We start from the raw sequence: 24057 nt of genomic DNA, 5'->3' as shown, positions 1-24057 counted from the left end.
GGAGAAAGAAAACCACAATTCTGGTCTGGTTTAGAAAAGGGCATATATAATAGGGCCCAAACCAAGAACCATCTCACCCAAACATTTTAGCACCCATGATAAAAGAGATTAAATCAATCCCTTTAGCCGCCTTCTTGTCCCGACTCGGACATGAACCGGCGGTGAGAAAAGGAACGAGGCTTTGGTATAAGTCGCCGTTGCGACAGGAACATACACCGTCATTCAAGGTCGAAACCGCGCTAAACTGCTGGTATGATTTCGGACTTGGCAGAGGCGGCAACATCATCGACCTTGCCGCAGAGTTGTATCAGCCAACCGACCTGCGCCATATACTGCGCTGCATCGCTGACAGCTACCCGGTGCCATCGGTGCCGACAGTCGCTTCCTCTTTCCCCCAGCGACACTCTGCACCGAGTGTGGAACAGTTTGAAGTCGTGCCACTGGAACACCGCGCACTTGTCGCATACCTCCAAGAGCGTAGTATTCCGGCACACATCGCCACGGCGAACTGCAAGGAGGCTCATTACAGTGTCAACGGCAAACCATATTTTGCCGTGGCATTTGAGAATGTCTGTGGGGGCTGGGAACTGCGCAACCGATATTTCAAAGGTTGCCGGAGACGCAAGGACATCTCATATCTGCCGTGGGCGAGAGATGGCCCGTCAACAGAGTGTGCCATGTTCGAGGGATTTATTGATTATCTCTCTGCGCTCACGCTCGGCATAGTCAGCGGAACCGATGCAATCATACTCAACTCGGTTGTCAATGTCAACAAGGTTATGCCTTATCTCAGAGGTTACAAAACAATCAACTGCTATCTTGACAACGACACTGCCGGACAAACAGCATTATCCGAGTTGACAGCCATGTATGGCTCAATCCTGATTGACCGCTCAACTCTCTACTCCGAGTTCAACGACTTGAATGATTATATCGTCAACCAAAGTTTCAACAAACACAAAATTTCCAATGAAAACAAATAAATCCACCGCATCCAAGTCAACCAAGTTGACCGATGCACCCGAAAACCAAGTATCAACCTCTAACCCCCAAATTATTATGCAACCCGATAACTCTACCAACTCCACTCCTGCAGTCAACAGCGACAACGCTGTCAACAGCACTTCTCCTGCCAACACAGACAATCTGTTTGGCAACGAACAGACGGCAACGGAGGCAACAGCCGTAATCCACACTACCGAGCTACCGAAGCAACAGCGTATCGGAAAGCAGCAGCGCAAATCGGATTACGCCGATTTCAAGGCTACCTATCTCACGCCGGCAAAGCTGGAGAAGCGTCATCCGGTCAACATAGAGGACAGCGTATGGGAGAAGCTTGAACGCATCGCCCGCATCCTCGGCGACCGTGATACCACAGTCGGCAGCTACATCAACGCCGTCCTCTTGGAGCATCTCAATCTCTATGCCGACGACATCGAAATATGGCGTAAACTCTGAGATGATAATGTCGGGATACCACTGCACCGGGTACATCGTGGGGCAGCTTCCCGATGAACGTAGTGAATTGGGAAGGCAAGGATATGTTTCGGGATTTCTTTTTCTCCGAAAATGCTTCCCGAAACTGCGCAGCATAAGCCGCTCTTTACCTCCCAATTCACATAAACCACAACAATGTCTACTATGAGTAAACCAACTGTCAGAAAGGGCGGTCGTCCCTCAAAACCGACCGATGAGAAGCGCACCCATGTGGTGACAATTAAACTGAACGATGCAGAATACTCCGACCTTCTGGAGCGGTCAAAAGCCGCCGGAGTAAAGATGGCGGAGTATGTCAGACACGGTGCTTTCCGTCTCACTATCGTCAGTCGCCTAAGCGAGATTGAAAAGGAAATTGCCAAAGGAATACTAAATCTCAGTTCCGATTTCAATCAGGCAATGACCTGTTTTCATCAGCTCAAACTTCGCAATGCGGCCAATAAATTAGCCGCCGTCATCGATAAGATGTTTGACATTCTCAAAAAATTGAGACCTAATAAAGAGACTGACTATGTTTGCAAGAATACTTAAAAGCGGCACGTTTCACGATGTCGTGGGGTATGTGACGCGCCAGTTCCACGACCCCAAAGAATATACCCCCGACACATGGCGCATCATCGGAAGCGAAAATATTTTCACCTCCGGCTATGCGAAAATGGTGCAGTCATTTGAAGCGATACATGGATTTATGCCCGACAAGGAGAATCCGGCAGGACATATTTCCATCAGTTTTGACACCGCCGATGCGTCAAGACTGACCGATGAATTCATGGCTCAGCTCGCAAAAGAGTATATGGAAGGCATGGAAATAAAGAACACCCAGTATCTTGTCGTGCGCCATCTGGAAACCGAACATCCGCATTTTCATATCGTCTATAACCGTGTGGATATGTCAGGCAAGGCAGTCAACGAACGCAACAATTTCAGGCGCAGCGACCGTGTTGTAAAGGCTATCAAGGACAAATACGGACTCACATACTCGCCGCTGAAACAGAAATACGAGGACATAATTCCGGTATTTAAGGAGCGGATCAGTCAGGCGATTTATGGCTGTAAGTCGTGGGATGAGTTCTTGCGACGCCTCGCCTGTGCCGGAATTGAGGTAAAATTTCATGACGATCACAACACAGGCAAACACATCGGCGTGAAATTTACAGACGGTGATATAACGGTCAACGGGTCTAAAATAGACCGTGCGTTCACATATCGCCGCCTGAACAACCTCTTTGAGTTTAACCGCAGACATGGGCAACAACAGTCTGATTACACTACGACGCGCCCCAAAGTAACAGTCGAATATACACCGACGCAGAAGTCCTCACTTGTGGAAGATGTGATTGAAGCCACCGTCGGGGCAATCGGAAATCTGTTCACTCTCGGCCCCGGCTTCGACCCGGAGGAACAGGCGTTTCAAAACACCATCAAGAAAGAAGAAGCCAAACGTAAACGCAAATCAAGAAGAATCTGAATATGTCAAAGCTATATGATGACGTCAAGAAACAAGGTGAGCAGATTGACGACCTGCAAAAGACAGTTACCAACCACGGCACGCGCATTGAGACCCTCGAAACCAAGGCGAAGGCAACGCCGCCGCCACAAGCACAGGCGATGCCGTCAGAGTTCAAGGTTGTGCTTCCGGACAATATCGCAACAAAGGAGAATATCGTCGGAGTGGTAAACAAGGCTCTACATCTTATGACTGACTATGTGGCAGAGGTTGTGACAAAACTATATACAGAAAATCCACCTCAAAAATCACCTAATCCTGCCTCGGAAATATCGGATGAACAGATAGAAAAAATTGCACAGAAAGCAGCCGACAAAGCAGTCAACAAGCGTTACGAGAAATTAGATGCAACCGCAGACACCGCGATGCACCGCATCTACAATCTTGTCAACGGTGCAGTCTGGGCGGCAATCCCCAAGTGGTCATACATCATCTTCGTAATCGCAGTCCTCGCCGCCGGAGGATTCGGCTACGGATTCTTCTACATGCTCAAAGAAAACTCAAAGCTAAAAGATGTCGAATGGCTCTACCGTTACGAAAGGCTCTGGTGGGAAGGCAAGGAACAGGAAGATATGCTCCGCCGAGAAAAAACATTTGCAGTCGGCACACCGCAGGAACAGGATTCAATAAAGAACCGCACCCGCCAGCTCGAAAAATCCCGACACATAGAAGAAACCTTCCTCTATTTCAACCCGACTGAAAAATAATTTCCAAACTGCCGAGAGTCAACATTCACTCTCGGCAGTTTTCCGTTTTTTTAGAGGATATGAGGATAAAAATCAGCAAACAGATTGAATGGATGGTGTTCAGCAGCAGTATGAAAAGCCACCATGTCAATCCGGCTCCATAGTGGCTATTGAAGACAAGATTGTAACTCAATATGGCATTATAGGATATCATCACAATCAGGTTGCCAAACGCAGCTCTCGGTCTGACTCTGTGACATAGCCATGTCGATAGCAGCGACAGCGCATAAGCTGCACCGAGCAACGCTGTATCCTCGTTCCAACCTCCTGCCATACAACACACAATCGCCAAGATGAGAAGCACAAGCCACCATATCCAAAATCGTTTATCAGTCAGTTTCATTATTCAATGTGCAAGTGATTAGATTTGTCGTAAAACGTATTTTTCCATACGCCTTGGTAGATTCTTATCTCGGAATTTTTATCGTTCGGTTTCATCTTCCATTCCAAGTCGGTTGCCCATTTTATCAATCCAATACCAGCTATTGCTTACCCAATAGTGGTATTCTCCATCACTTCCGATTACAGTTTCAAGATGACCGCTGTTCGTAACCCTTGCAAGGCCATTATGAAAAGGAAAACCAAATGCAAAACGAGGAGGTATTATCACCGCATTGTTTGCTGTGGCATATCCTATTCTTCCATCACTATCCACAATTCGATACCGTCCATCAGAGACATAATCATCGCCATTGTCATATTGATATGGCAGAAAACCAGATTCAGCCACAGAGGGGTAATGGTGATCCGTAGTCACGACCAACATTTTCTCAGCCTTTTTATAATACTCAGTGGGTATAAGTAAAAGTTTCTTGGTGTCAATGGCTACGGCATCTACTACACTGTCTATCCTCAGGATATTCGAGGCATATTTTATAGCCCCGGTTTCTCCTGCCAATCGCCCAGCTCGTTCCGTTATTATGCCACAATTTTCACCGTCAACAATTACCTGCACGGTGGTCGGTTTTGTATCTACCCGACATAATCCGGTGTATAGAATGTTTCCGAAGCATATAGTCGAATCTATCAAATGTACTTTTTCTATATCATCCTCCCGCAACACAGGCATCGCTTCACAGACTAATGATTCCAATGTGATATCACCAAATGGCGATTGATACCATATATCCGGGTAGTTCACGTCAGCGATTACGCTGTCAATAATCCACAATGGATTTTTCCACTCTCCACCATCTGCCAGTTCAATTAGTAGGTTTGACTTTGCGAGAGCAAATGTATCCTTGTAACCCATATATTGAAATCGTAATAGCTGATTCTCCGGAACTGACACCGTGAACGATCCCACAGTATCCGCTACTGCCATTAGACTGTCTTTTTTATCGGTATAAGCGGCATATACGCAAGCCCCTATCAGCGGCTCGCCATTATATTTGTCAACCACACGTCCGCAGACACTGACATTACGAGCATAAATACTTATGCACACCAACAGCATCAACCCACAGATAATCACATATTTTGTATCAGTCAGCTTCATATTTGTTCAAGATAAGCAACAACTCGTGAAAAAGAGGACTTCATCTCGCTTGTGAAATCTTCTTTTTTCACGATTCGTTGGTACATTCGTTTAACGTTTTCGTAATCAGCGTTATTGGAGTGTCTGGCAGAAATTAGTCCAACCATACAATGAGTATCAAGACCGGAACAATATGGACTATATTGTTCTATTGGCATAGTATTGAATAGCCGGTCTATTGAATCAATACTGTCATATTGAGAGAGAAAATCCAATGCAATAGGAAGTAATGGAGACAGCCCCATATCAAGCCGATTGTAGTCGTCATACTCATTGTCTGAAAGAATAAAGCGGTCTGTTTTGGCTACCTGCATTTTCCATCTTAAATCCGGATTAAATCCTTGCAGTTTTATTCTTTGAAGCAATAAAAGATTGATAAATGCAGAATGGTTCAGAGTGAAGCCACATTCATTGCATATTGTGGTTATCTCTCCATAGTCCACACTGACATACGGAAATATGTTTATCTCAAAACCCCATGAACAATAAGTTAAGAATATTTCATCAGTACGACTGCCGACTTTTCGACTCAATGCAAATCGACCTTTGAGAATCTTAAAACCATTAGCGGAAGCGAAGGGCTCCAAGGTGGAGAAAATTTGTTTTTTAACGTCCTGTATCTTCATAATCACATCCTGTTTATGGTAGTATGAGGCATCAGAACCTTTGATAAATCAATACCTCCGCGAAAATCTACGTCAGTAAGACTGGCTTCGGAAAAGTCAACATCCTCCAATCGTCCTTTATTAGACACTAAAAATGATAATTTATTCCCATAATAATAGCTGTCGAACTTCGGCCCGCAAAACACGCATCCATAAATCTTTCCGACAAATTTGCACTTTGAAAATGCCGCGGTAATGAATGTGGTATTGAAGTCGCAGTTAATAAACGTACAACCAATGAAATCTGCAATTCCGAGACTTCTTAATTTGACATTTTCAAACGTGCAACCTATATAGACAGTTTTCCTCAACAAGACTGAAGTCCGTCCACCCATAGAGAAATGCTGTAACTTACCTCCTTTGAAAACACATTCTATAAATCGACACCCTCTTGCAAGGACATCGGAAAAATCACATCCAAGAAATCGACATCGCTCAAATCTCTTTTTAGTCCACCACACGGCAACACCTCCATTACAAAATGAGGTGCCCTTAAAAATCTGATTGCTATATCGTTTATCAGTCAGTTTCATTGCTTGCCTCCTTTCTTCCATTGTGCTATTAGTCTTTTGGTGCGCGAGACAATCACAGGATTGTCGCTGTATTCAACCAACCGATTGGCTGTATCATGGGCATATTCCGGAATGACATCTACAAACAGTCGTGAAGCCCAATACATCGACTGTTCATAAATTGTCATGAGTTCAATCATTTCGTCTATTGCGTCATGAATTATGAGATATTTGGCGGAGTTTTCAATGTCCCATCTGCTATTGGTCTGTTCTTTCTTGTCGCCATTGGCTACCGCAGCAAAATACATCAGCGATGCTTGCTCAAAGAAAGAATATGCGTCGTCTTTATCGTTATATTCAAGTCGCTCACGCCAAAGCGTGAAAAACTCCTTGGCTGAAATCAAAGAGTATGTACCCTCGGTCCAATCGACACCGCGCTCAATGAAATAATGGGCTTCTTCCGATTGGAACCCGCAGTCGTTGTCAATATAACATTCTTCTCTCGGCTCAGTCCTTATCGCACGGATTATAACATTTCCGGCATTGCTTTCAAAAAAGATTGTGCCCAACTCTCCATGATACTCGGCATAATATATACCCTGATAGTTCATGCCGTCAAGTTCGTGGAACGCGTCGCGGAACGCAGCCATACCGCTGCCGTTCATTGACTTGTAATTGGTTTCAGCAACTATATCGGCGTAGATACATCCGGGGATGTGTGTCAGAGCGCAGTTGGCTTTAATGCCACGCCTTGCTAATATCGCCTCAAACGCATCCAATCGTGCAGAAGCATCTTTATCGACGTCCGACGGGTCGAGCCACACTCTCGCCTGTCCGTCAAAAATGCCGTCAGCGGTTCGCAGTCCATACAGGGCATTGGTGGCATAGTCAAATGTCTGGAAATACTTTTCTCGTATCTTCCAGTCACCATGACGTATCTTGTCTTTGGGCATAAAAGTTTTAAGGATTTTCACCCACCGTCTGCGCCATCTGCTGATATACCAAGAAATACCGAATGCTATGGAGGCAATACCCAGCAGCATGATTCCCTGCCGGTCACCTTCCGTTGCGACTTTATATGTGACAAATCCTGCCATAGCCACGAGGTAGGCTATGCCAACAACTACGAAAATGCCGACACCAATCTTCTTTAATATCTTGCCAAAGCGTTCGTTAAGTCTGATTTTACCTGTCTCAAACAGCCATATAACCAATGCGACAACAGCAATTGCACCGACAGCAATCAGCACATCCGTAAGGGAATCAGCCATTCTCACGATTGACGAAATCATGACGCACGCCACACCTATTATGTACCAAATCTGCTTCATTGCCTGCCTCCTTTCCGCCAAAGGCAAATGAACAGAGCAAGAACAATGAAATACAGACTGACAGCTGCGCATTCCAATGTGATAAAGAAGGGATGAGCATCCCAAAATCCCCGATTTGCATCGCATATGATGTCATACCACATGTAGGCAAGTTCAATTTCAAATATTGAATATGCCAATAACACGCCAATTAAACAGAAAGCGACTACGCCTATTATTTTATGCCACTTTTTCATAACTCATCTGAGTAGATTAATGGATTCGACAATGCAATACGGATAAGGTATTGTCTTTTTAGAGTAGTGAAACACTTTCGGGTTAAATACCCGGATTGTTACCTCAATCAGTTCATTTTCTGCCGGAGTTACCTCAATATCGTTATTACATGATAACGGAATGTAATATTTGTTTCCACGATACAGGAATTCAAGTGATGTCGATGAGGTGCAGCCAATCAGTTCCTTTATAACTATTTCGTCTTTGTCGCTCTGTTCAACAGCTTTGCCTAATGCTATATATATAACCGGTAGCGTTATAGTAGCTACTCCGTTTTCGCCATACTTCATTCCCTTGAAGGCTTCGGTGCCATATTTATCAACTCCCGGCACGTCTTTTCTGATGTACTTCCTCCATTCACTGCCATAATTTACAGTGAGATAATCCATAATGACGGTGTTGTATTCGGACATTTGTCTATCGGAACAATATGCCATGCACCCGAAGTCTTCGTAATCAACTCCAAATTTTCTGTTGAATTGCTCTTGCCCAACATACACAACCGGAGCAATACCACCCAGCAATAATAGCTTCGTTTCACCGGATTGCCATTTATCCTTCGCAATCTTGGCAGAATAAGCGCCATCGTTCCATCCAAAATGACGCTCCGTTTCAGAAATTATAGAGTCAAGTTCAGATTGTTTTTTGCAATCAGTTAACTGACTTTGCGCCCATAGGTTACAGGAAAGAGCAAAGCCAACACAAAAAACCAATATTTTAGAGAGAGTAGCCATACGCAAAGTTACAACAAATTTTTCGTAACTCGGTGATAATAGGGCAAGAAAAATCCGCATCTCCACGGCTGCCACCATAAAAATGCGGATAATGCAGTTTCTTTTCCCCAGTCATCATGACCTTTGCCCCCCTGACCACGCCCCGGCGGTTAAGCAGTTTGGTTTGGTTCGGGCTTTATATATGCCCGACTAAACCTAAACCTATTATATATGGCTGGGCAAAAGAAAAAGCATTCTCTCCTGTTATTTTCTTTTGACTCGTCATCGTTTGTTTTAGAAGAAACTCGTCGATTTCCAAATCCTCAGTTACAAAATTTGATCACAAGAGCATGAACACAGGTGTATGCCATAGGAACCCGAAATGAGTTGGCGCGGAGTTGTGTTCAGATTTGTGTTCAAAGCAAAAGAAAAAGCAGCTACGATTGGATTCGTAACTGCTTTATTTTTAAGGAGTGGTCCCACTTGGGCTTGAACCAAGGACTCCCTGATTATGAGTCAGGTGCTCTAACCAGCTGAGCTATAGGACCTACACTTGCGTGTGCTAAAGTGGTTAGCTTTAACGGGTGCAAATATAGTGTTTTCTTGAAATTCGGGCAAATATTGGTGTGCTTTTTTTTAACGATACGCGGTAGATATGGTATTTTTATCTACATTTGCGTGTAGATGAACATTTTAGTGTAATAGAAAAAAATTGTGGTGTGAAAGTTTGTTTGCTAGTGATAGGAAAGACAGATGCCGAGTTTGTACGGGCGGGGATTGCCGAGTACGAGAAGCGGTTGAAATATTATATTCCATACGAGATGAAGGTGATCCCGGATGTGCGGAACACGAAGAACATGAACGAGGTGCAGCAGAAAGAGCGGGAGGGGGAGTTGATATTGGCGCAATTGGAGGCGTCGGATTTCGTGGTTTTGCTGGATGAACGGGGAAACGAGTACACTTCTAAGGCGTTCGCGGAGTTTTTGGCACAGAAGATGCTGACAAGTATTAAACGAATGGTTTTCGTGATCGGGGGACCCTATGGGTTTTCCGAAGAAGTTTATAAACGTGCGAATATGAAAATATCATTATCCAAGATGACATTCTCCCACCAGATGGTGCGAATGATTTTCACGGAGCAGTTGTACAGGGCAATGACCATATTGAAAGGAGAACCTTATCATCATGAGTAAAACGAGGATTAGGAGAATGAGAAAGTTCTGGCTCGTGTTAGCCTTAGCCATGGGGTGCCTCCTGGTGGCGTCGCTGTGGGAATATTCTTTGAGTGATTGGTCTGTGGATTCCCAGATCGGTTTCTTTCAGGAGCGTTTGCACGCAGAGGAGAAATACCTGGATGAGCAATTGCAGAAATTGGATGAGAATAATCAAATTCCCAAGACGCATTGGCGAATGAGAAATTCTATCCTGCTGGGGTTCAGGGACGGGAAGTTGGTGTTTTGGAGCGACGAACGGGCGGGATCTCCTAATTTGTACGAGCGGTTGAGGGATGGGGGCGAGCTGGTGAAGGTGAATAATTTGTATTTTGATGTCCGTAAACGTTTTATCGGGGATATGGAGTATTATGCCCTCCTGTTTATCAAGGAGGATTACCCGTATTCCAGTACTTACGTGAAGAATCATTTCAACCCGCGGTTCGGGGGAAACCTGGATGATGCCACCAAGGTGACAATTAAAAATGTATGGGAAGAAGGGGGATATACTATCTATAACCGAGACGGAAAGGCTTTGTTCAAGATCGAGAGCAACGTGGGGTACGGTGATACTTTGCCGAATTATTTCCTGTTGGTACTTTACTTCGTGTTCCTTTATCTCTTGTTTTACGCTTACGAGATTTCGTTGGATCGGGCGTCATGTTTCAGGGAACAATTGTGGTACGTGTTGGGATTCTCTGTCCTACTGATCCTTTTGCGATATGTTATGGTGCGCTATCAGGTGCCGTACACGTTGTACCATTTGTCGATTTTTGCGAATAGCAAGGTCGGGGGGAGTGGCTCAGTCATCGTGTCCGTGGGCGACTTGTTCGTGTCGATGTTCTGTCTGGCGCATTATCTTTTCATCACGTTCAACAAGTTGCGGATAAAATACAATGAACCCCGCCTGATGCGTTATCGGTTTGTTTTCCTGGTCGGTTTCGTGTTGGCGGCATTTTTTTACACGAATATGTTGCATTTCTCTATTAATATGTTGATAGAGAGTACATCGGTCAGTTTGAATATTGCCCGGTTGATTAATGTCGACTTTTCGTCCGTGGTGGCGTTTGTCACCCTGATTATTGCCGGGATGGGTTTTATCGTGCTGATTAATAGTTCTGTCCGGTATTTCCGGAATCTTTTCACGATGAAACAGGCATTGCTGGGGGTAATGGTCGTGATTGCTTTTTGTGCGGCACTTTGCTATTTCTTCAATTTCTCGTTGACGCCCCTCGAGTGTTTGTTTACCTTGTCGCTTTTCTTGTTGTTTATCCTGGGAATTTACTTGATGAAGATGGATACCCAGAAGAGTATATTCATGATGGCACTTCTCGTGGTTTGTGTTTATATCATATTTTTGGCGAAGAGTAGCGAGATGCAACGGGAACAGAAGATCCGTTCCAGTTACGTAGTGGAGATTGTGAAGGAGGTCGATCCGGTATTCGAGGAGAAGTTGATAGAGATAAACGACGAGATCAAGAAGAGCACGGTGGTCGATTCGTTGGTAAAGGTGGGGAATGAGAAGGTGTTGGCTACTTACATTTCGGAGGAATTGTTGGATATGACCGGGTTCTACTATGATTGCGAGGCAATTATATGTAACGGGCGGGATACGATACTGGTAACGCCGCCGTACGTGAAGTTCGGTTGTTACGATTATTACGACGGGATGATCGATACGTTAGGAAATCAGGTGGGAAGTACCTCTTTCTATAGTATTGACCAGTTTGACGGGCAGAATGTTTACCTGGGACGTTTTATGCTGCCGTATGAAGGAATTTGCCTGTATATCCGTTTCGCTTCTAAAAAAGGACACGAGGGGATAGGGTACGTGCAGGTTTTGTCGCGCGAGACGGCTCTCGAGAACGAGTTCGTTTACCCGTATTCTTATGCCAAATACCGGAAAGGAGTGTTGGTCGAAGCCAAGGGAAGTTTTAATTACCCGCGTACGGTAGACCGTTTCGGGTCACGTGCGCACGCTCGTACTGTTAATATCGACGGGTATTCCCACATGATCGTGCCCGTGGGGGATGAGGGAGTATGTATTGTTAGCTTGGCGGATGACGTGTTCTCGTTGTATTACATGAATTTGCTGTACGCTATTTTTGTCAGTGCTATTCTGACTTCCTACGGGATGTTTTTCCGCTTTGACGGCGGGTGGGGCAATTTCCGGCAAACAAGCTTGAAGTCCAGAATCAAGAGTAATATTATCTCGTTGGTAGCGGGGTTGTTTATACTCATGACTCTTATGATTATCGTGGGGAACGCCAAGAGTTTTGAGCGACGGCATAGCGAGGCGGTGATTCAGGTGTCGAAATATATCACGAGCGAGTTGGAACGCTATAATTGCGTGGATGCGGACAAGTGCCCCGAGATTGAAACTGCTTTAAAGAGAATGGCTGATGTGCTTTGGGTGGATATCAACATTTATGGTTGGAACGGGGAGCTGGTAGCAACTTCCCGACCGATGATTTTCGAGAAAGGGTTCGACGGGACGTTGTTGAATCCCGAGGCGTTCAAGGAGATCGTCCGGAAGGAACAGATGAGTTTCGTGCAAGACGAGCGAATTGCCGAGATGGTCTACATGGCGGTTTATATGCCGTTGGTGTTGGAGACGGGGGAGAAGTACGTGTTGAGTATTCCTTATTTCACGAAAGGGGAGGAGTTGAATAAAGATATTTTCCTGATCGTGATTGTTGCTGTGAATATTGCGATGATCGTGATGGTATTGGCATTTATCCTGTCGAGCGTGGTGGCGGAGCGAATCACGAAGCCGCTGCAAATAGTGAACGAGAAGTTGAGGCGGATGCGTGTGGGGGGAAGGAACGAGAAAATTATTTATAACCAGAGAGATGAGATTGGGTTACTCGTGAAGGAGTATAACGAGATGGTGGATAAGCTGGACGCGAATGTCAAGCAATTGGCGAAGTCCGAGCGGGAGAGTGCCTGGAGGGAAATGGCTCGCCAGATTGCCCACGAGATCAAGAACCCGTTGACCCCGATGAAGTTGAATTTGCAATTTATGCAGCGTACTTTGCAGAAGGGGGATATCGAGGAAGTACGACAACGTTTTAAGGATATATCTTCTGTATTGATCGAGCAGATCGATCATATGGCGTCCATCGCTTCGGCATTTTCCGATTTCGCTAAATTGCAAGTAGCGAATAACGAATGGTTTGATTTGAGTGAACTCGTGGGCGGGTGTGCCAAGTTGTTTAACGAGAATGTGACGAATATGACGTGTGATATAGAACCGGGTGTTTTCGTGTATGGTGATCGGGAGCAGGTGAACCGGGTGATCGTGAATCTGTTGAAGAATGCGGAGCAGAGTATCCCGGAGGATCGGGAGGGGCACGTTTTCGTACAGTTGAAGACGGCTTTGGGAAAGATTATTTTACTCGTGCGGGATAATGGTTGCGGGATCCCGGAAAGTATAAAAGATAGGATTTCCGAACCGAATTTCACGACTAAATCGGGAGGTACCGGTCTGGGATTGGCGATGTCTTATAAAATCATCGAGAGTATGGGAGGAACAGTTTCTTTCGAGAGCGAGGAGAACGAGGGGACGACTTTCTACGTGACGTTGAGGCACGATAAAGACGAGAATAATTGAAAATGAGTTTTCATTTCCGAACTACCCCCTCTAAAATTTAAAATCTAAAATGGCTCTGGCTTTTTGGACAACTGCTTGAGGGGTGATGTCGATCATGCATTTTTGCCAGACAGGTTGTTTGCACTTGCCTCTGCCGTCTTTGGTGCAGGGACGACAAGGTAAGTTAACTTCCATGATTTCAGCTTCTTTCCCGGAGGGAAATCCGAAAGCAGTGGGTCCCATCAAGGCGATAGACCGGGTGTGGAATAAGTCTGCGGCGTGCAGGAAACCCGTGTCCCCGCTGATGACGAGGTTAGATTGCTTCACGAGATAGCAGGATTCCAACAAGGAAGTCTTTCCGGCGAGGTTGTTCACTCGCTCCGGTGCGATGGCTTTGATTGTTTCGCAGAACGTGTCGGTTGGTCCGGCGAGTATAATGAAACGGTATTCCGGCATGAGTTGGATGACTTGTTGCCAATGGCTGACAGGCCAGCGTTTCATCTCCCAGTTGGCGGAAGGCACGAGTGTGATTGTCTTCGGGGTAAAGATGCGGGCAAAGCGTTCTTTGAATTCCTCCGGGAAATACCAGTCGGAGTAGTCCGATTCAAAATTCATGATACCCCATTTTGCCAAAGGTTTCCGGTAGGAGATGATTCCCCGGAAGGGGTTGTCGAATTTGTTAATCCCGAGTTTGAAAAGTAAGAAACGTTTCCAGCGGTCTTTGCTCCGCAGCGTGTAGTGCGGTCCCCTGGGGAATAACGAGTAAAAAGAAGGTAGCAACACGGCTTTCAAAATGTTGGAGCGGATATTGCTATGTGCGTCGTAGATATAATCGAATTTCTCGGCTTTTAGTTCCTTTGCCATATGCAGCAATCCTCGAAAGCCCGCTTTTTTGTCAAATCCCCATACCCGGTCGATCCGCTTGTCCATGTTGAGGAAAGAGCCCATGTCTTTGCGGGCAATCCAGTGAATCTCCGCGTCAGAGAAATGATTCTTGATTCCGTTCACCACGTTCATGCATTGGATGATATCTCCGATGGAACTGAATCTGATGATGAGAAATTTAGCCATGTCGAAAACTATTTTGCAACAAAAGTAATAAAAATGTAGTTTACCTATTGTAAAAAGAAGTATTTTCGTGTTTGAATCGTAAAAATATGACCCATGAAAAAACATATTCCTAATCTGATCACGTGCCTGAATGTTACTTCGGGGGCGTTGGCTATCTATATGGCGTTTAACGGTAACTTGCTTTTGGCGGCATGGCTGGTGATTCTCGCCATGGTGTTTGACTTTTTTGACGGTTTTGCTGCCCGCCTTTTGCACGTGAAGTCCGATGTGGGAAAGGAACTTGACTCGTTGGCGGATATGGTGAGTTTTGGCGTGATGCCCGGAGTGATGGCGTATTTCCTGATATGTGAATCGTTTGGTATGTTCTATGCCGGGGAAACGCATTATTGGGTGGAGCGTATCCTGTCGGGAGTACCCTTGTTGGTGCCTGCCTTTTCGGCTTACCGCCTGGCGAAGTTTAATCTCGACGTGCGGCAGACGCATTCGTTTATCGGGTTGCCGACTCCCTCGAATGCCTTGTTTTGGGTAATGCTCGTCTTCTGTTTGTATTATCAGCCGGAGTTTTTTAGGATGATGTGGGGTAATCCATGGCTTTTGGCGGTTTACTCCCTGGTGTTGGCAATTCTTTTGATTAGCGAGGTGCCGATGTTTTCTTTGAAACTGACTGATTTCTCGTGGAAGGAGAATCGCCTTTTGTATTGTTTCCTGGGAATGGTCGTGATCGGCTTTGCCGTGTGGGGTGTGAAAGCCTTGACTTGTATGATACCCGTGTATATCCTGATTTCCTGCTATAATTTTGGGAAAAAGATAAATTGGGTGTTTGGGATTATTCAACTTGTGCTGATCGGGTTGCAGGGAATCGAGGCGTTATATATGGTCGTGCCTGCCTGTCTGATCGTTATTATCGTGAGATTGACTGGTCGGGCAAGTCAATAACGGGGTCATAATCCACGAAGTCGCAGGAGGGAGAAATCTTTGCCGTTTCTTCCGTTTGGATCCATTTGCTTTTCATGGATGCGGGTTGCATATTACTGAGGTTGGCAGTGCTGTCGCCTTGGAAAATGTCTTGTTGCGAGAGCACCACGATTCCCGCGATCATGGCTGCCGAGAGTCCGAATTTAAACAAGCGGGTCACGAGGTTGCCGGATTCGGTGTTGATATATTCTCCGTCGGTATTTTTTGCCTTTTTACCGTTTGCCGTTACCACGGGCATAGCTTCCATACCGATAACATCGGGTAGGAAATTATGGTTGCTGGACTCGAAAAGGATATTGAAACGGCGGTCTACGCTGAAACTCCCGATCTTCCCGAAGTCGACTTTTTGTTTCTGGTTCAACCGTACTTTCACTTCTTCGCAGAACAAAGCCAGCCGGCGTTGTGCTTTCTCGTAATCAATCTGTTCCTTACGGGCAATCCAATCGATCAGCAACCCGTCATTCTGTTTTAGGTGTTTGTTGAACACGACTCTTTTGGCGGGAGGAGTAATCATTCCCGTCTTCTCATTGATGGTTGCACCGGAATAGTCGCATATAAATCCTCCTAGTCCGGGAACTATCACGCAATCATGCAGATAGAGCAGTTCTTCTATGTGTTCAACGTATTTGTTCATGCAGCAAAGGTAAGAAAAAACGCAAGGTTGTCAAACTCATTTTAGGCATTTCGGATTATTATTATTTACTTTGTTCTGTCTATGACAGACACACAGATTGTTATAAATTGAGAAAAAATTATTGGTGTATGAAAATTTTTGTGACAGGAGGTACTGGGTATATCGGGTCCCACACGGTGGTGGAACTCCAGCAGAGTGGTTATGACGTGATTATCGCCGATAACCTGGTGAATTCAAGCATTGACGTGCTGGACGGGATCGAGAAGATCACGGGTATTCGTCCCGAATTCGAAGAAATCGATCTCACCGACCGGGCGGCGACGAGGGATTTTTTTGTTCGCCATTCGGATATCAAGGCTGTGATTCATTTCGCGGCGTTGAAGGCAGTGGGGGAATCCGTGCATAAGCCGTTGGAGTATTACTTCAATAATCTGAATTCATTGATGAACGTGCTTGACTCGATGCGTGAGTTCCAGGTGCCGAACCTGGTGTTCTCGTCTTCTTGTACGGTTTACGGGCAGGCAGATGTCCTTCCCGTGACGGAAAAGACCCCTCGTCACGAAGCAGAGTCTCCTTATGGGAATACCAAAGTGATGAGCGAGGATATTATTCGGGATTTGATGAAGGTGGAATCGAAGATGAATGCGTTGGCTTTGCGTTATTTCAACCCGATTGGGGCGCACCCGAGTGCTTATATTGGGGAATTGCCCAACGGGGTGCCGAATAACCTGATCCCTTACCTGACGCAGACGGCTATCGGAATCCGGGAGCAATTGAGCGTGTTCGGGGACGATTACAATACACCGGATGGTTCTCCCTTGCGGGATTATATCGACGTGGTAGATCTGGCGAAGGCTCACGTGGTAGCGATCCGTCGGTTGTTGGAAGGGAAAAATAAAGCGAATTACGAGTTCTTTAATATCGGCACGGGAAAGGGGCTTTCCGTGTTGGAAATTATTCACGCTTTCGAGAACGCTACTGGAGTAAAAGTGAACTACAAAATCGTGGGACGCCGTGCCGGTGATATAGAAAAGGTGTGGGCTGATACTACGCTGGCAAACACAGAGTTGGGATGGAAGGCTGCTACCCCGATTGAGGAAACCATGAAGAATGTCTGGAAGTGGCAACAATCTTTAAGATAGAAACAAGGGGTTGTGTTTTTACACAGCCCCTTGGTGTATTATTCCACGGTAACCGATTTTGCCAGGTTGCGCGGCATATCCACGTTGCAACCTCGCATTACGGCGATATGGTAGGAAATTAATTGTAACGGAATCACGTTTAGCAGTGCGGACAGGAATTCCAAGGTTTCGGGAATTTCTATCACGTGTTCCGCCAATTTGGTTACTTGTGTATCTTTCTCGTTTACTAGAGCGATGACGTGACCCTTGCGGGATTGTACCTCTTTAATATTGGAAACGATTTTGTCGTAATAATTGTCCTTCGTGGCGATGGCAAATACCGGCATATTCTCGTCTATCAAGGCAATAGGACCATGTTTCATCTCTGCTGCCGGATAGCCTTCCGCATGGATGTAGGAAATTTCTTTCAATTTCAGCGCTCCTTCCAGTGCCACGGGGAATTGACAACCTCTTCCCAGGTAAATGGCGTTCGTGGAGTCTTTGTATATGGCGGAGATTTCCTTGATAATATTATCTTTTTCCAGGATAGCTTTTATTTTGTCCGGCAAGTTGTACAGTTCGTGGATATATTTTTTGTATATCTCGTCGGCAAGTGTACCCTTGCGGTGACCGATTTGCAGAGCCATCATGGCGAGCACGGAGATTTGTGCCGTGAATGCCTTAGTGGATGCTACCCCGATCTCCGGTCCGGCGTGCGTGTAAACTCCGGCGTCTGTTTCGCGGGCGATGCTTGACCCGACCACGTTGCATATGCCGATCACGGTTGCCCCGTGTGCTTTGGCATACTTGATAGCTGCCAAGGTGTCGGCAGTTTCACCACTTTGGGAGATAGCGATTACGATGTCGTTTTCATTCACAACCGGGTTGCGGTAACGGAATTCGGAAGCGTACTCCACTTCCACCGGGATGCGGGTAAATTCTTCCAGCATATATTCACCGACCAGTCCGGCGTGCCATGAGGTGCCGCAACCGATGATGATGATCCGGTGGGTATTTACCATTTTTGGGATGATTTCCGAGATGCCGCCCAGGTATATTTCCGAGGCATCCACGTTTACGCGTCCCCGGATGGTATCATAAATGGAGTTTACCTGTTCGAAAATCTCTTTCAACATGAAATGCGGGAATCCGCCTTTCTCGATTTTCTCGATGTCAATGTCCACGTGTTGTATACTCAAGGAGACCGGGGTATTCTTGATTGTTTTCAAGATCATCTCATCTCTTTTCAGTATGGCGACGTCATCATCGTTCAGGTAAATCACGTTTTTCGTGAATTCCACGATAGGTGTGGCATCCGATGCCACGAAGTATTCGCCTTGCCCTACCCCGATTACCAGAGGACTGCCTTTACGTGCCACCACGAGTTGATCCGGTTCTTCTTTGCACAAGACCACTAACCCGTAGGCGCCGATCACCTTGGTCAAAGCGAGTCGGACTGCGTTTTCCGCATTAATCTGCCCTTTCAGGTAAATGTACTCGATGAGGTTTGCCAGTACTTCCGTGTCGGTTTCGCTCTTGAACAAGTAGCCCCTTGCCTGCAATTTTTCTTTCAGGAGGGCGTGATTCTCGATAATACCGTTGTGCACGATGGAGAAAAGACCGTTCATGGATGTATGCGGGTGGGCGTTCGAGTCATTCGGCTCCCCGTGGGTAGCCCAACGCGTGTGTCCCATCCCGATCGTGGCACTCGTGTCTTCGAGTTCCATGTGGTGCTCCAGGTCGAGCACTCGTCCTTTGCATTTGTAAACTTTGATGTCGTTGTTGTGAATCAACGCGATCCCGGCAGAATCGTATCCCCGGTATTCCAGGCGTTTCAGACCATTAATTAAGATCGGACAAGCTTCCTTTGGTCCGATGTATCCCACAATACCACACATAATGTTTGTCGTGTTTTATATGATTATTAATAAAAAATAAGCGGCATAACAACCATTGCCGCTTGTTTTAATTTTATTCTATGATTTTGTCGAAAAAGTCGGAGTAAGCCTCTATGTAGCATTGTTCTCCCGGGTATTCCAGGGTCGGTTTTTTCAAATCATTGGCGAAGCTACGAAGTTCGTCGTCTACGTCCTTGTGATTGAAAATGATTCCGTCCGCGTATTGGAATGCCAATTTATTGATATTGGTGTGCGTCGGGTCTTTCAGAAGAGCCACGTCCTTGCGGGAAACACCCTCGGTGATTGCTTTTTCATCGAATTTGGAATCCAGTTTCCCCTCGAATTTATCGTTGTAGGTGGAGTATACCACTTTCGTCTTGGAGAACACCGGATCGTCATGGTATTCTTTCTTGAGGTAAAGTGGAACTAGTGCGGTAAACCATCCTTGGCAATAGATCAAGTCCGGGGCCCATCTCAGCTTGCGTACTGTTTCGAATACTCCCCGGGCAAAAAATATGGAACGTTCGTCATTGTCGGGGAAAAATGTTCCATCCTCGTCAACGATCGTGTGTTTGCGTTGGAAATAATCATCATTGTCAATGAAGTAAACCTGCATTCTGGCAGATTGAATGGATGCAACCTTGATAATTAAAGGGTGGTCCGAATCATTAATGATTAGGTTCATTCCGGAAAGCCGGATGACCTCGTGCAATTGGTTGCGCCTTTCATTAATGCAGCCGTAACGTGGCATGAACGTTCTGATTTCTTTACCTTTTTCTTGAATCCCTTGAGGTAAATATCTTCCGATATTAGCCATTTCGGAATCAGGAAGATAAGGTACAATCTCTTGAGATATAAATAAAACTCTTTTTTTAGCCATAACTACTACTTTTCCCAAAAACCTTACAAAGGTAGGCATTTCCGATTAGAATTCAAAACTTACACTCGATAAATCTTGCTCACAATAAACCACTTGAAATGCTAAAATAACGATCTTTTAAGGTTTTCCGTGTCAAAAATTTTGCATTTTTCAAAGATTTGTATAACATTGCAAAACTCTTTTTAGCCTGTAAATTGGGAAAAAACTGCACTATGGCTTGGCATAATGAATTTGGTAAGTTCGGAGAAGATAAGGTATATTTTTATTTATTGGATTTGGGATATACCGTATTGGAACGTAACTGGCGAATCGGTCACCGGGAATTGGATTTCGTGTGCCTGGACGGGGAGGTGCTTGTCGTGGTCGAGGTAAAGACGAGAGGAAGCGAGAAAGTGGATATTTTCGAGTTATTGGATTATAAAAAGAAGAAAAGTTTGCAAGCCGCCGGGGCTGCCTATCTCACGAGAAAGAATATTCAACGGGAAATACGTTTCGATTTGGTGCTTGTCACGGGAGCCGAGATGCATATCGAGTATGTTCGGGAGGTGATCGATTTGTTTTGAAAGAACCGGGTGGCTTCTGTCGTGTGTGTGGTGTGGTAGGAATATGAACGCCACCCGGCATAAGAAAAGTGTCAATAGGGATATTAACCTTATATCAAAAATTGTGCTAGAAATCGAGAATTGTAGAGTAAATCTTGATAATTTAGGGAATTAATTCAAAAATTATCCAATCGAGAAAAGATCAGGTGTGGATTTATAATTTTAAATATTGAATTTTAACCCGGCAAGGTAGCCCTTGTTCCGTGATTCTGTAATTGCCGATTTGATGAAGATAAAAAGACTTCCCCGTTGTAAAGCTGTCGGGAATTTATTACCTTTGGGAGATTAATTATAAAAAAGCAGATTATGGCAACAGTAAAAGCAAAATATTTAGGAGATTTGCGTTTGGAATGCACGCATTTACAGAGTGGAACAACTATTATCACGGATGCGCCGACAGATAATAATGGCAAGGGAGAGGCTTTTTCCCCGACTGATTTGTGTTCAACTTCATTGGCAGCTTGCGCCATGACAATCATGGGAATTTATGCCAAGAATAACGGGATTGACCTGACGGGTACTGAAATCGAGATTACCAAGAAGATGGCGGCAGAACCTCGCCGTATTGCTGAAATTGATGTGATTTTTAATTTCCCCGCCAAAGAATACACGGCAAAAGAGAAAAAGATTCTCGAGCGTGTGGCAGATACTTGTCCTGTGCATTTGAGCTTGCATCCTGATGTGAAACAAAACTTCGTATTTAATTGGCAGTAATGGTTACCGGGGCTACCGGGTTAGTGGGTAGCCATTTGTTATGCCACCTGGCTCGTCCGGGCGAGGCGATTATAGCATTAAAAAGGGAAGAGAGCCGTATCGAGGAGACTATGGCTCTCTTCTCTCGTTATTTTTCTTCGCCGGAAGAGGCTGCATCACGGGTGACGTGGGTTGTCGGTGATGTGCTGGATGAGGGATCTTTACTTTCGTGCGTGGAGAAGGTCGACACCGTGTACCATTGTGCCGCAATGGTTTCTTTTAATGGTAGTGACCGGCATACTTTGATGCAGACAAATATTCGGGGAACGGAGAATATATGTGCCCTTTGCCTGCAATGGGGCGTGCGTTTGTGTTTCGTGAGTTCTATTGCTGCTCTAGGGGATGCTCCTGACGAGAGTGTGGCCATTGACGAGAATACGCCCGAGATTCCGGGTTCCGTGCATTCGCTCTATTCGGGTAGCAAGGGGGCTTCCGAGAAGATCGTATGGGAATACGTGGGGAGAGGATTGAATGCCGTTATCGTGAATCCGGCTATTATATTAGGTACGGGGCTTCGGGGACGCAGTAGTGCCAAATTGTTTGAACAAGTCCGGAAAGGGATGCCGTTTTATACCGATGGCGTGAACGGGTACGTGGACGTGAGGGATGTTTGCGAGGCAATGATCCGCTTGACGGAAACTTCTTCCATCCGGGGAGAGCGGTTCGTGCTTTGCGGGGGGAATTATTCTTACAAGGAGTTGTTCACGGTGATCGCCTGTGCTGCGGGAAAGCGAGTGCCTTATATTCGTATGGCGCCTTGGATGACTTCGCTTGCCTGGCGTTTGTTGGCTTTCGTTTCTTGGTTTACCCGAAAGAAGCCTGCCTTTACCCGGGAAACTGCCCGTTCTTCCCAGAATAAATCCCGTTACTCGAGTGCCAAATTATTGAAGGCATTACCTGATTTTCGTTTTCATACTTTGGAAGAGACAGCCCGATTCTTTCGGGATCTGTAAAATATTTTCCTGGGTCTATATCTCTTGTTAATTCTCTTTAATTGTCTTTTGGGGAGTGGAAGCCAAGCTTACTGACTGCGATACTTGCAAATGTTTTTGCGTGTTCGTGGATATTTTATTTATTGCGTGACTTGCGTTGCGTAGAATCGCAATAGATAAGTTTTTTTGCCATTTTCGCTGATTCTGAGAAGGGAAAAACAAAAAAAACTTCGAGAGATAAAAAAAACTTGAGAATTAATACCCCCTTTTGGGGATATTAAGTGTATAATGGATATAAATAATAAAATTATGGAGCAGTCAAATAGAAAAGTATTCAAAATATCCTTGGCAATTTCTCGTGTGCTTTCAGGGGAAGCGTCCGACACGGAACGTGAGGCGGTGGACGGGTGGCTGAATGCTTCGGAGGAGAACAAGCGATTGTTTGGACGTTTGCAGGAAGAAGGATTATTGGCTCGTAAGGTGAGAATTTACCAAACGATTGACAAACAGGCTGCATTCAACGAATTTTTGAAGGAAAAGGCAATGCTAGAGGAACGACATCGGCGTCTTCGTTTCGGACGAGTGTTGAAATATGCCGCTATTTTAATATTGCCTTTGCTGGTCGGGGGCGTGTATCTCTTGAATCAGTTGCTTTTCGAGGAGAAGAAGGAGCTGGATATAGCAACCGTGATTTCGCATGGCGAGCGGAAAGCTGTGTTGCATTTGTCTGACGGGAGTACGGTTGACCTGGATAAATCGAACGTGATGCTGAATGAGCGGAACGGGATGCTGATTTCAAGCAAGGATAGCGGGTTGATTTATCAAAATGGCATTGATGATAATACAAAGGAATTAATTTATAATACATTGTATGTTCCCACGAAAGGAGAGTTTTATATGCAACTTTCCGACGGGACAAAGGTATGGATCGGGGCTCGTTCCCGCCTGAAATACCCTGTAAATTTCAAGGGAAAGACGAGAGAAGTTTATCTGGAAGGAGAGGCATTCTTTGACGTGGCGAAGAATCCTGGCAAACCGTTTATTGTGAAAACAAAGGATTTTTCTGTGCGGGCGCTGGGGACGTCGTTCAATGTGATGAATTATGCGGATGATGATTTTTCTCATGCCACGTTAAAGACCGGAAAGGTAGAAGTAACGTCTGATAGACAGAAAGTCTTGTTAGTGCCAGGGGAACAGGCGTTTTATAGGAATTATCAAACGAGAGTGAAGAAAGTGGATATCGATGTTTACACGGCTTGGATGGGAAATGTATTCAAGTTTGATAAAGAGAATATAGATGTTATCTTAAGAAAGATCGCCCGTTGGTATGATGTGCATATTTTTTACATGAACGAGAGTGTGAAAAATTATCATTTCAAGGGAACTCTTCCAAAATACACGAATTTGAGTGATGTTTTAGGTTTGCTGGAGCAGACAACGGATATTAAATTTCAAATAAAAGGAAATACGGTAGTTGTGATGAAGGATGGTACGAGGGAAAGCAAATGATGCTAGTGGAGTGAAATTATAGTTTCTATATGATTAAGTAATTGCCTCGAGTGTGAAAACTCGTTGTGTGGGAGTATTGTATGTTTTAATATAAA

Annotated in this window: 21 protein-coding genes and 1 tRNA gene; 13 read left to right on the top strand and 9 right to left on the bottom strand. The window is 45.3% G+C overall.

The window, feature by feature from the left end; all coding sequences use genetic code 11:
• Positions 1 to 95: 95 nt before the first annotated feature.
• The 5 genes from A3CY_RS0107450 to A3CY_RS0107430 all read left to right on the top strand — a co-directional run bounded on the left by A3CY_RS0107450 (position 96) and on the right by A3CY_RS0107430 (position 3711).
• A complete protein-coding gene (locus A3CY_RS0107450) occupies positions 96 to 983 on the top strand; it encodes a toprim domain-containing protein (RefSeq protein ID WP_018337289.1) in 888 nt (295 codons plus the stop codon).
• On the top strand, positions 970 to 1458 hold the full coding sequence (locus tag A3CY_RS0107445) for a DUF3408 domain-containing protein (RefSeq protein WP_018337288.1): 489 nt from the start codon (positions 970 to 972) through the stop codon (positions 1456 to 1458). The genes A3CY_RS0107450 and A3CY_RS0107445 overlap by 14 nt, the downstream gene beginning before the upstream one ends.
• 183 nt (positions 1459 to 1641) lie before the next feature.
• Positions 1642 to 2028: a plasmid mobilization protein gene (locus A3CY_RS0107440; RefSeq protein WP_018337287.1), complete on the top strand. Its 387-nt coding sequence runs from the start codon at positions 1642 to 1644 to the stop codon at positions 2026 to 2028.
• Complete coding sequence (locus A3CY_RS0107435; protein WP_018337286.1) at positions 2009 to 2965, top strand: relaxase/mobilization nuclease domain-containing protein; 957 nt, start codon at positions 2009 to 2011, stop codon at positions 2963 to 2965. Before A3CY_RS0107440 ends, A3CY_RS0107435 begins: the two co-directional genes overlap by 20 nt.
• Before the next feature lie 2 nt (positions 2966 to 2967).
• On the top strand, positions 2968 to 3711 hold the full coding sequence (locus tag A3CY_RS0107430) for a hypothetical protein (protein WP_018337285.1): 744 nt from the start codon (positions 2968 to 2970) through the stop codon (positions 3709 to 3711).
• 460 nt (positions 3712 to 4171) lie between these two features.
• Here A3CY_RS0107430 and A3CY_RS23175 read toward each other — a convergent pair whose 3' ends face one another.
• From A3CY_RS23175 to A3CY_RS0107385, 5 genes are all read right to left on the bottom strand, one after another.
• Entirely contained in the window at positions 4172 to 5248 is a 1077-nt protein-coding gene (locus A3CY_RS23175; protein WP_018337282.1) for a hypothetical protein, read from the bottom strand.
• Positions 5245 to 5913, bottom strand: a complete 669-nt coding sequence (locus A3CY_RS0107410; RefSeq protein WP_026207419.1) for a hypothetical protein — start codon at positions 5911 to 5913, stop codon at positions 5245 to 5247. The genes A3CY_RS23175 and A3CY_RS0107410 overlap by 4 nt, the downstream gene beginning before the upstream one ends.
• A gap of 568 nt (positions 5914 to 6481) precedes the next feature.
• Positions 6482 to 7795 carry a hypothetical protein gene (locus tag A3CY_RS0107400; RefSeq protein WP_018337279.1) on the bottom strand — a complete coding sequence of 438 codons (1314 nt, stop codon included), beginning with the start codon at positions 7793 to 7795 and terminating at the stop codon, positions 6482 to 6484.
• Positions 7796 to 8034: 239 nt separating this feature from the next.
• Complete coding sequence (locus tag A3CY_RS0107390) at positions 8035 to 8883, bottom strand: FEKKY domain-containing protein (protein ID WP_018337277.1); 849 nt, start codon at positions 8881 to 8883, stop codon at positions 8035 to 8037.
• 375 nt (positions 8884 to 9258) lie between these two features.
• Positions 9259 to 9332, bottom strand: a tRNA-Ile gene (locus A3CY_RS0107385).
• A 171-nt stretch (positions 9333 to 9503) separates the two neighbouring features.
• On the opposite strand from A3CY_RS0107385, the gene rlmH reads away from it, so the two are divergent.
• Both rlmH and A3CY_RS0107375 read left to right on the top strand, forming a co-directional pair.
• Positions 9504 to 9977 carry a 23S rRNA (pseudouridine(1915)-N(3))-methyltransferase RlmH gene (gene rlmH / locus A3CY_RS0107380; RefSeq protein ID WP_026207418.1) on the top strand — a complete coding sequence of 158 codons (474 nt, stop codon included), beginning with the start codon at positions 9504 to 9506 and terminating at the stop codon, positions 9975 to 9977.
• A gap of 16 nt (positions 9978 to 9993) precedes the next feature.
• Entirely contained in the window at positions 9994 to 13608 is a 3615-nt protein-coding gene (locus tag A3CY_RS0107375; RefSeq protein WP_018337275.1) for a sensor histidine kinase, read from the top strand.
• A 30-nt stretch (positions 13609 to 13638) separates the two neighbouring features.
• Here the strand turns inward: A3CY_RS0107375 and A3CY_RS0107370 are convergent, their stop codons facing one another.
• The gene (locus A3CY_RS0107370) at positions 13639 to 14658 is read right to left on the bottom strand and encodes a glycosyltransferase family 9 protein (RefSeq protein WP_018337274.1); all 1020 of its coding nucleotides are present in this window, start codon (positions 14656 to 14658) and stop codon (positions 13639 to 13641) included.
• 93 nt (positions 14659 to 14751) lie between these two features.
• Between A3CY_RS0107370 and pssA the strand changes: the two genes are divergently transcribed.
• Positions 14752 to 15594 carry a CDP-diacylglycerol--serine O-phosphatidyltransferase gene (pssA, locus tag A3CY_RS0107365; protein ID WP_018337273.1) on the top strand — a complete coding sequence of 281 codons (843 nt, stop codon included), beginning with the start codon at positions 14752 to 14754 and terminating at the stop codon, positions 15592 to 15594.
• Here pssA and A3CY_RS20460 read toward each other — a convergent pair.
• Entirely contained in the window at positions 15560 to 16267 is a 708-nt protein-coding gene (locus A3CY_RS20460; RefSeq protein ID WP_018337272.1) for an HU domain-containing protein, read from the bottom strand. The genes pssA and A3CY_RS20460 overlap by 35 nt on opposite strands.
• A 128-nt stretch (positions 16268 to 16395) precedes the next feature.
• Between A3CY_RS20460 and galE the strand changes: the two genes are divergently transcribed.
• On the top strand, positions 16396 to 17409 hold the full coding sequence (gene galE, locus A3CY_RS0107355; RefSeq protein ID WP_018337271.1) for a UDP-glucose 4-epimerase GalE: 1014 nt from the start codon (positions 16396 to 16398) through the stop codon (positions 17407 to 17409).
• A gap of 38 nt (positions 17410 to 17447) precedes the next feature.
• Here the strand turns inward: galE and glmS are convergent, their stop codons facing one another.
• The gene (gene glmS, locus A3CY_RS0107350) at positions 17448 to 19286 is read right to left on the bottom strand and encodes a glutamine--fructose-6-phosphate transaminase (isomerizing) (protein ID WP_018337270.1); all 1839 of its coding nucleotides are present in this window, start codon (positions 19284 to 19286) and stop codon (positions 17448 to 17450) included.
• 73 nt (positions 19287 to 19359) lie between these two features.
• Complete coding sequence (locus A3CY_RS0107345; RefSeq protein WP_018337269.1) at positions 19360 to 20166, bottom strand: glycogen/starch synthase; 807 nt, start codon at positions 20164 to 20166, stop codon at positions 19360 to 19362.
• 212 nt (positions 20167 to 20378) lie between these two features.
• On the opposite strand from A3CY_RS0107345, the gene A3CY_RS0107335 reads away from it, so the two are divergent.
• The 4 genes from A3CY_RS0107335 (at position 20379) to A3CY_RS0107320 (ending at position 23962) form a co-directional block, all read left to right on the top strand.
• On the top strand, positions 20379 to 20729 hold the full coding sequence (locus A3CY_RS0107335; protein WP_018337268.1) for a YraN family protein: 351 nt from the start codon (positions 20379 to 20381) through the stop codon (positions 20727 to 20729).
• 345 nt (positions 20730 to 21074) lie between these two features.
• Positions 21075 to 21482 carry an OsmC family protein gene (locus A3CY_RS0107330; RefSeq protein WP_018337267.1) on the top strand — a complete coding sequence of 136 codons (408 nt, stop codon included), beginning with the start codon at positions 21075 to 21077 and terminating at the stop codon, positions 21480 to 21482.
• A complete protein-coding gene (locus A3CY_RS0107325) occupies positions 21482 to 22474 on the top strand; it encodes an NAD-dependent epimerase/dehydratase family protein (protein ID WP_018337266.1) in 993 nt (330 codons plus the stop codon). The genes A3CY_RS0107330 and A3CY_RS0107325 overlap by 1 nt, the downstream gene beginning before the upstream one ends.
• Before the next feature lie 288 nt (positions 22475 to 22762).
• Positions 22763 to 23962 (top strand): FecR family protein, encoded by a 1200-nt coding sequence (locus A3CY_RS0107320; RefSeq protein WP_018337265.1) that lies wholly within the window; start codon positions 22763 to 22765, stop codon positions 23960 to 23962.
• Positions 23963 to 24057 lie beyond the last annotated feature (95 nt).

Source organism: Butyricimonas synergistica DSM 23225 (assembly GCF_000379665.1).
In the GTDB taxonomy this organism is placed as follows: domain Bacteria; phylum Bacteroidota; class Bacteroidia; order Bacteroidales; family Marinifilaceae; genus Butyricimonas; species Butyricimonas synergistica.
This window is presented reverse-complemented; position numbering and strand designations above follow the sequence as displayed.

Bases quoted from the DNA above. Each gene is read 5' to 3' on its own strand.
- A3CY_RS0107450 (WP_018337289.1), top strand. From the start codon at position 96: ATGATAAAAGAGATTAAATCAATCCCTTTAGCCGCCTTCTTGTCCCGA.
- A3CY_RS0107445 (WP_018337288.1), top strand. From the start codon at position 970: ATGAAAACAAATAAATCCACCGCATCCAAGTCAACCAAGTTGACCGAT.
- A3CY_RS0107440 (WP_018337287.1), top strand. From the start codon at position 1,642: ATGAGTAAACCAACTGTCAGAAAGGGCGGTCGTCCCTCAAAACCGACC.
- A3CY_RS0107435 (WP_018337286.1), top strand. From the start codon at position 2,009: ATGTTTGCAAGAATACTTAAAAGCGGCACGTTTCACGATGTCGTGGGG.
- A3CY_RS0107430 (WP_018337285.1), top strand. From the start codon at position 2,968: ATGTCAAAGCTATATGATGACGTCAAGAAACAAGGTGAGCAGATTGAC.
- A3CY_RS23175 (WP_018337282.1), bottom strand. From the start codon at position 5,248: ATGAAGCTGACTGATACAAAATATGTGATTATCTGTGGGTTGATGCTG.
- A3CY_RS0107410 (WP_026207419.1), bottom strand. From the start codon at position 5,913: ATGAAGATACAGGACGTTAAAAAACAAATTTTCTCCACCTTGGAGCCC.
- A3CY_RS0107400 (WP_018337279.1), bottom strand. From the start codon at position 7,795: ATGAAGCAGATTTGGTACATAATAGGTGTGGCGTGCGTCATGATTTCG.
- A3CY_RS0107390 (WP_018337277.1), bottom strand. From the start codon at position 8,883: ATGGTGGCAGCCGTGGAGATGCGGATTTTTCTTGCCCTATTATCACCG.
- A3CY_RS0107375 (WP_018337275.1), top strand. From the start codon at position 9,994: ATGAGAAAGTTCTGGCTCGTGTTAGCCTTAGCCATGGGGTGCCTCCTG.
- A3CY_RS0107370 (WP_018337274.1), bottom strand. From the start codon at position 14,658: ATGGCTAAATTTCTCATCATCAGATTCAGTTCCATCGGAGATATCATC.
- pssA (WP_018337273.1), top strand. From the start codon at position 14,752: ATGAAAAAACATATTCCTAATCTGATCACGTGCCTGAATGTTACTTCG.
- A3CY_RS20460 (WP_018337272.1), bottom strand. From the start codon at position 16,267: ATGAACAAATACGTTGAACACATAGAAGAACTGCTCTATCTGCATGAT.
- galE (WP_018337271.1), top strand. From the start codon at position 16,396: ATGAAAATTTTTGTGACAGGAGGTACTGGGTATATCGGGTCCCACACG.
- glmS (WP_018337270.1), bottom strand. From the start codon at position 19,286: ATGTGTGGTATTGTGGGATACATCGGACCAAAGGAAGCTTGTCCGATC.
- A3CY_RS0107345 (WP_018337269.1), bottom strand. From the start codon at position 20,166: ATGGCTAAAAAAAGAGTTTTATTTATATCTCAAGAGATTGTACCTTAT.
- A3CY_RS0107335 (WP_018337268.1), top strand. From the start codon at position 20,379: ATGGCTTGGCATAATGAATTTGGTAAGTTCGGAGAAGATAAGGTATAT.
- A3CY_RS0107330 (WP_018337267.1), top strand. From the start codon at position 21,075: ATGGCAACAGTAAAAGCAAAATATTTAGGAGATTTGCGTTTGGAATGC.
- A3CY_RS0107325 (WP_018337266.1), top strand. From the start codon at position 21,482: ATGGTTACCGGGGCTACCGGGTTAGTGGGTAGCCATTTGTTATGCCAC.
- A3CY_RS0107320 (WP_018337265.1), top strand. From the start codon at position 22,763: ATGGAGCAGTCAAATAGAAAAGTATTCAAAATATCCTTGGCAATTTCT.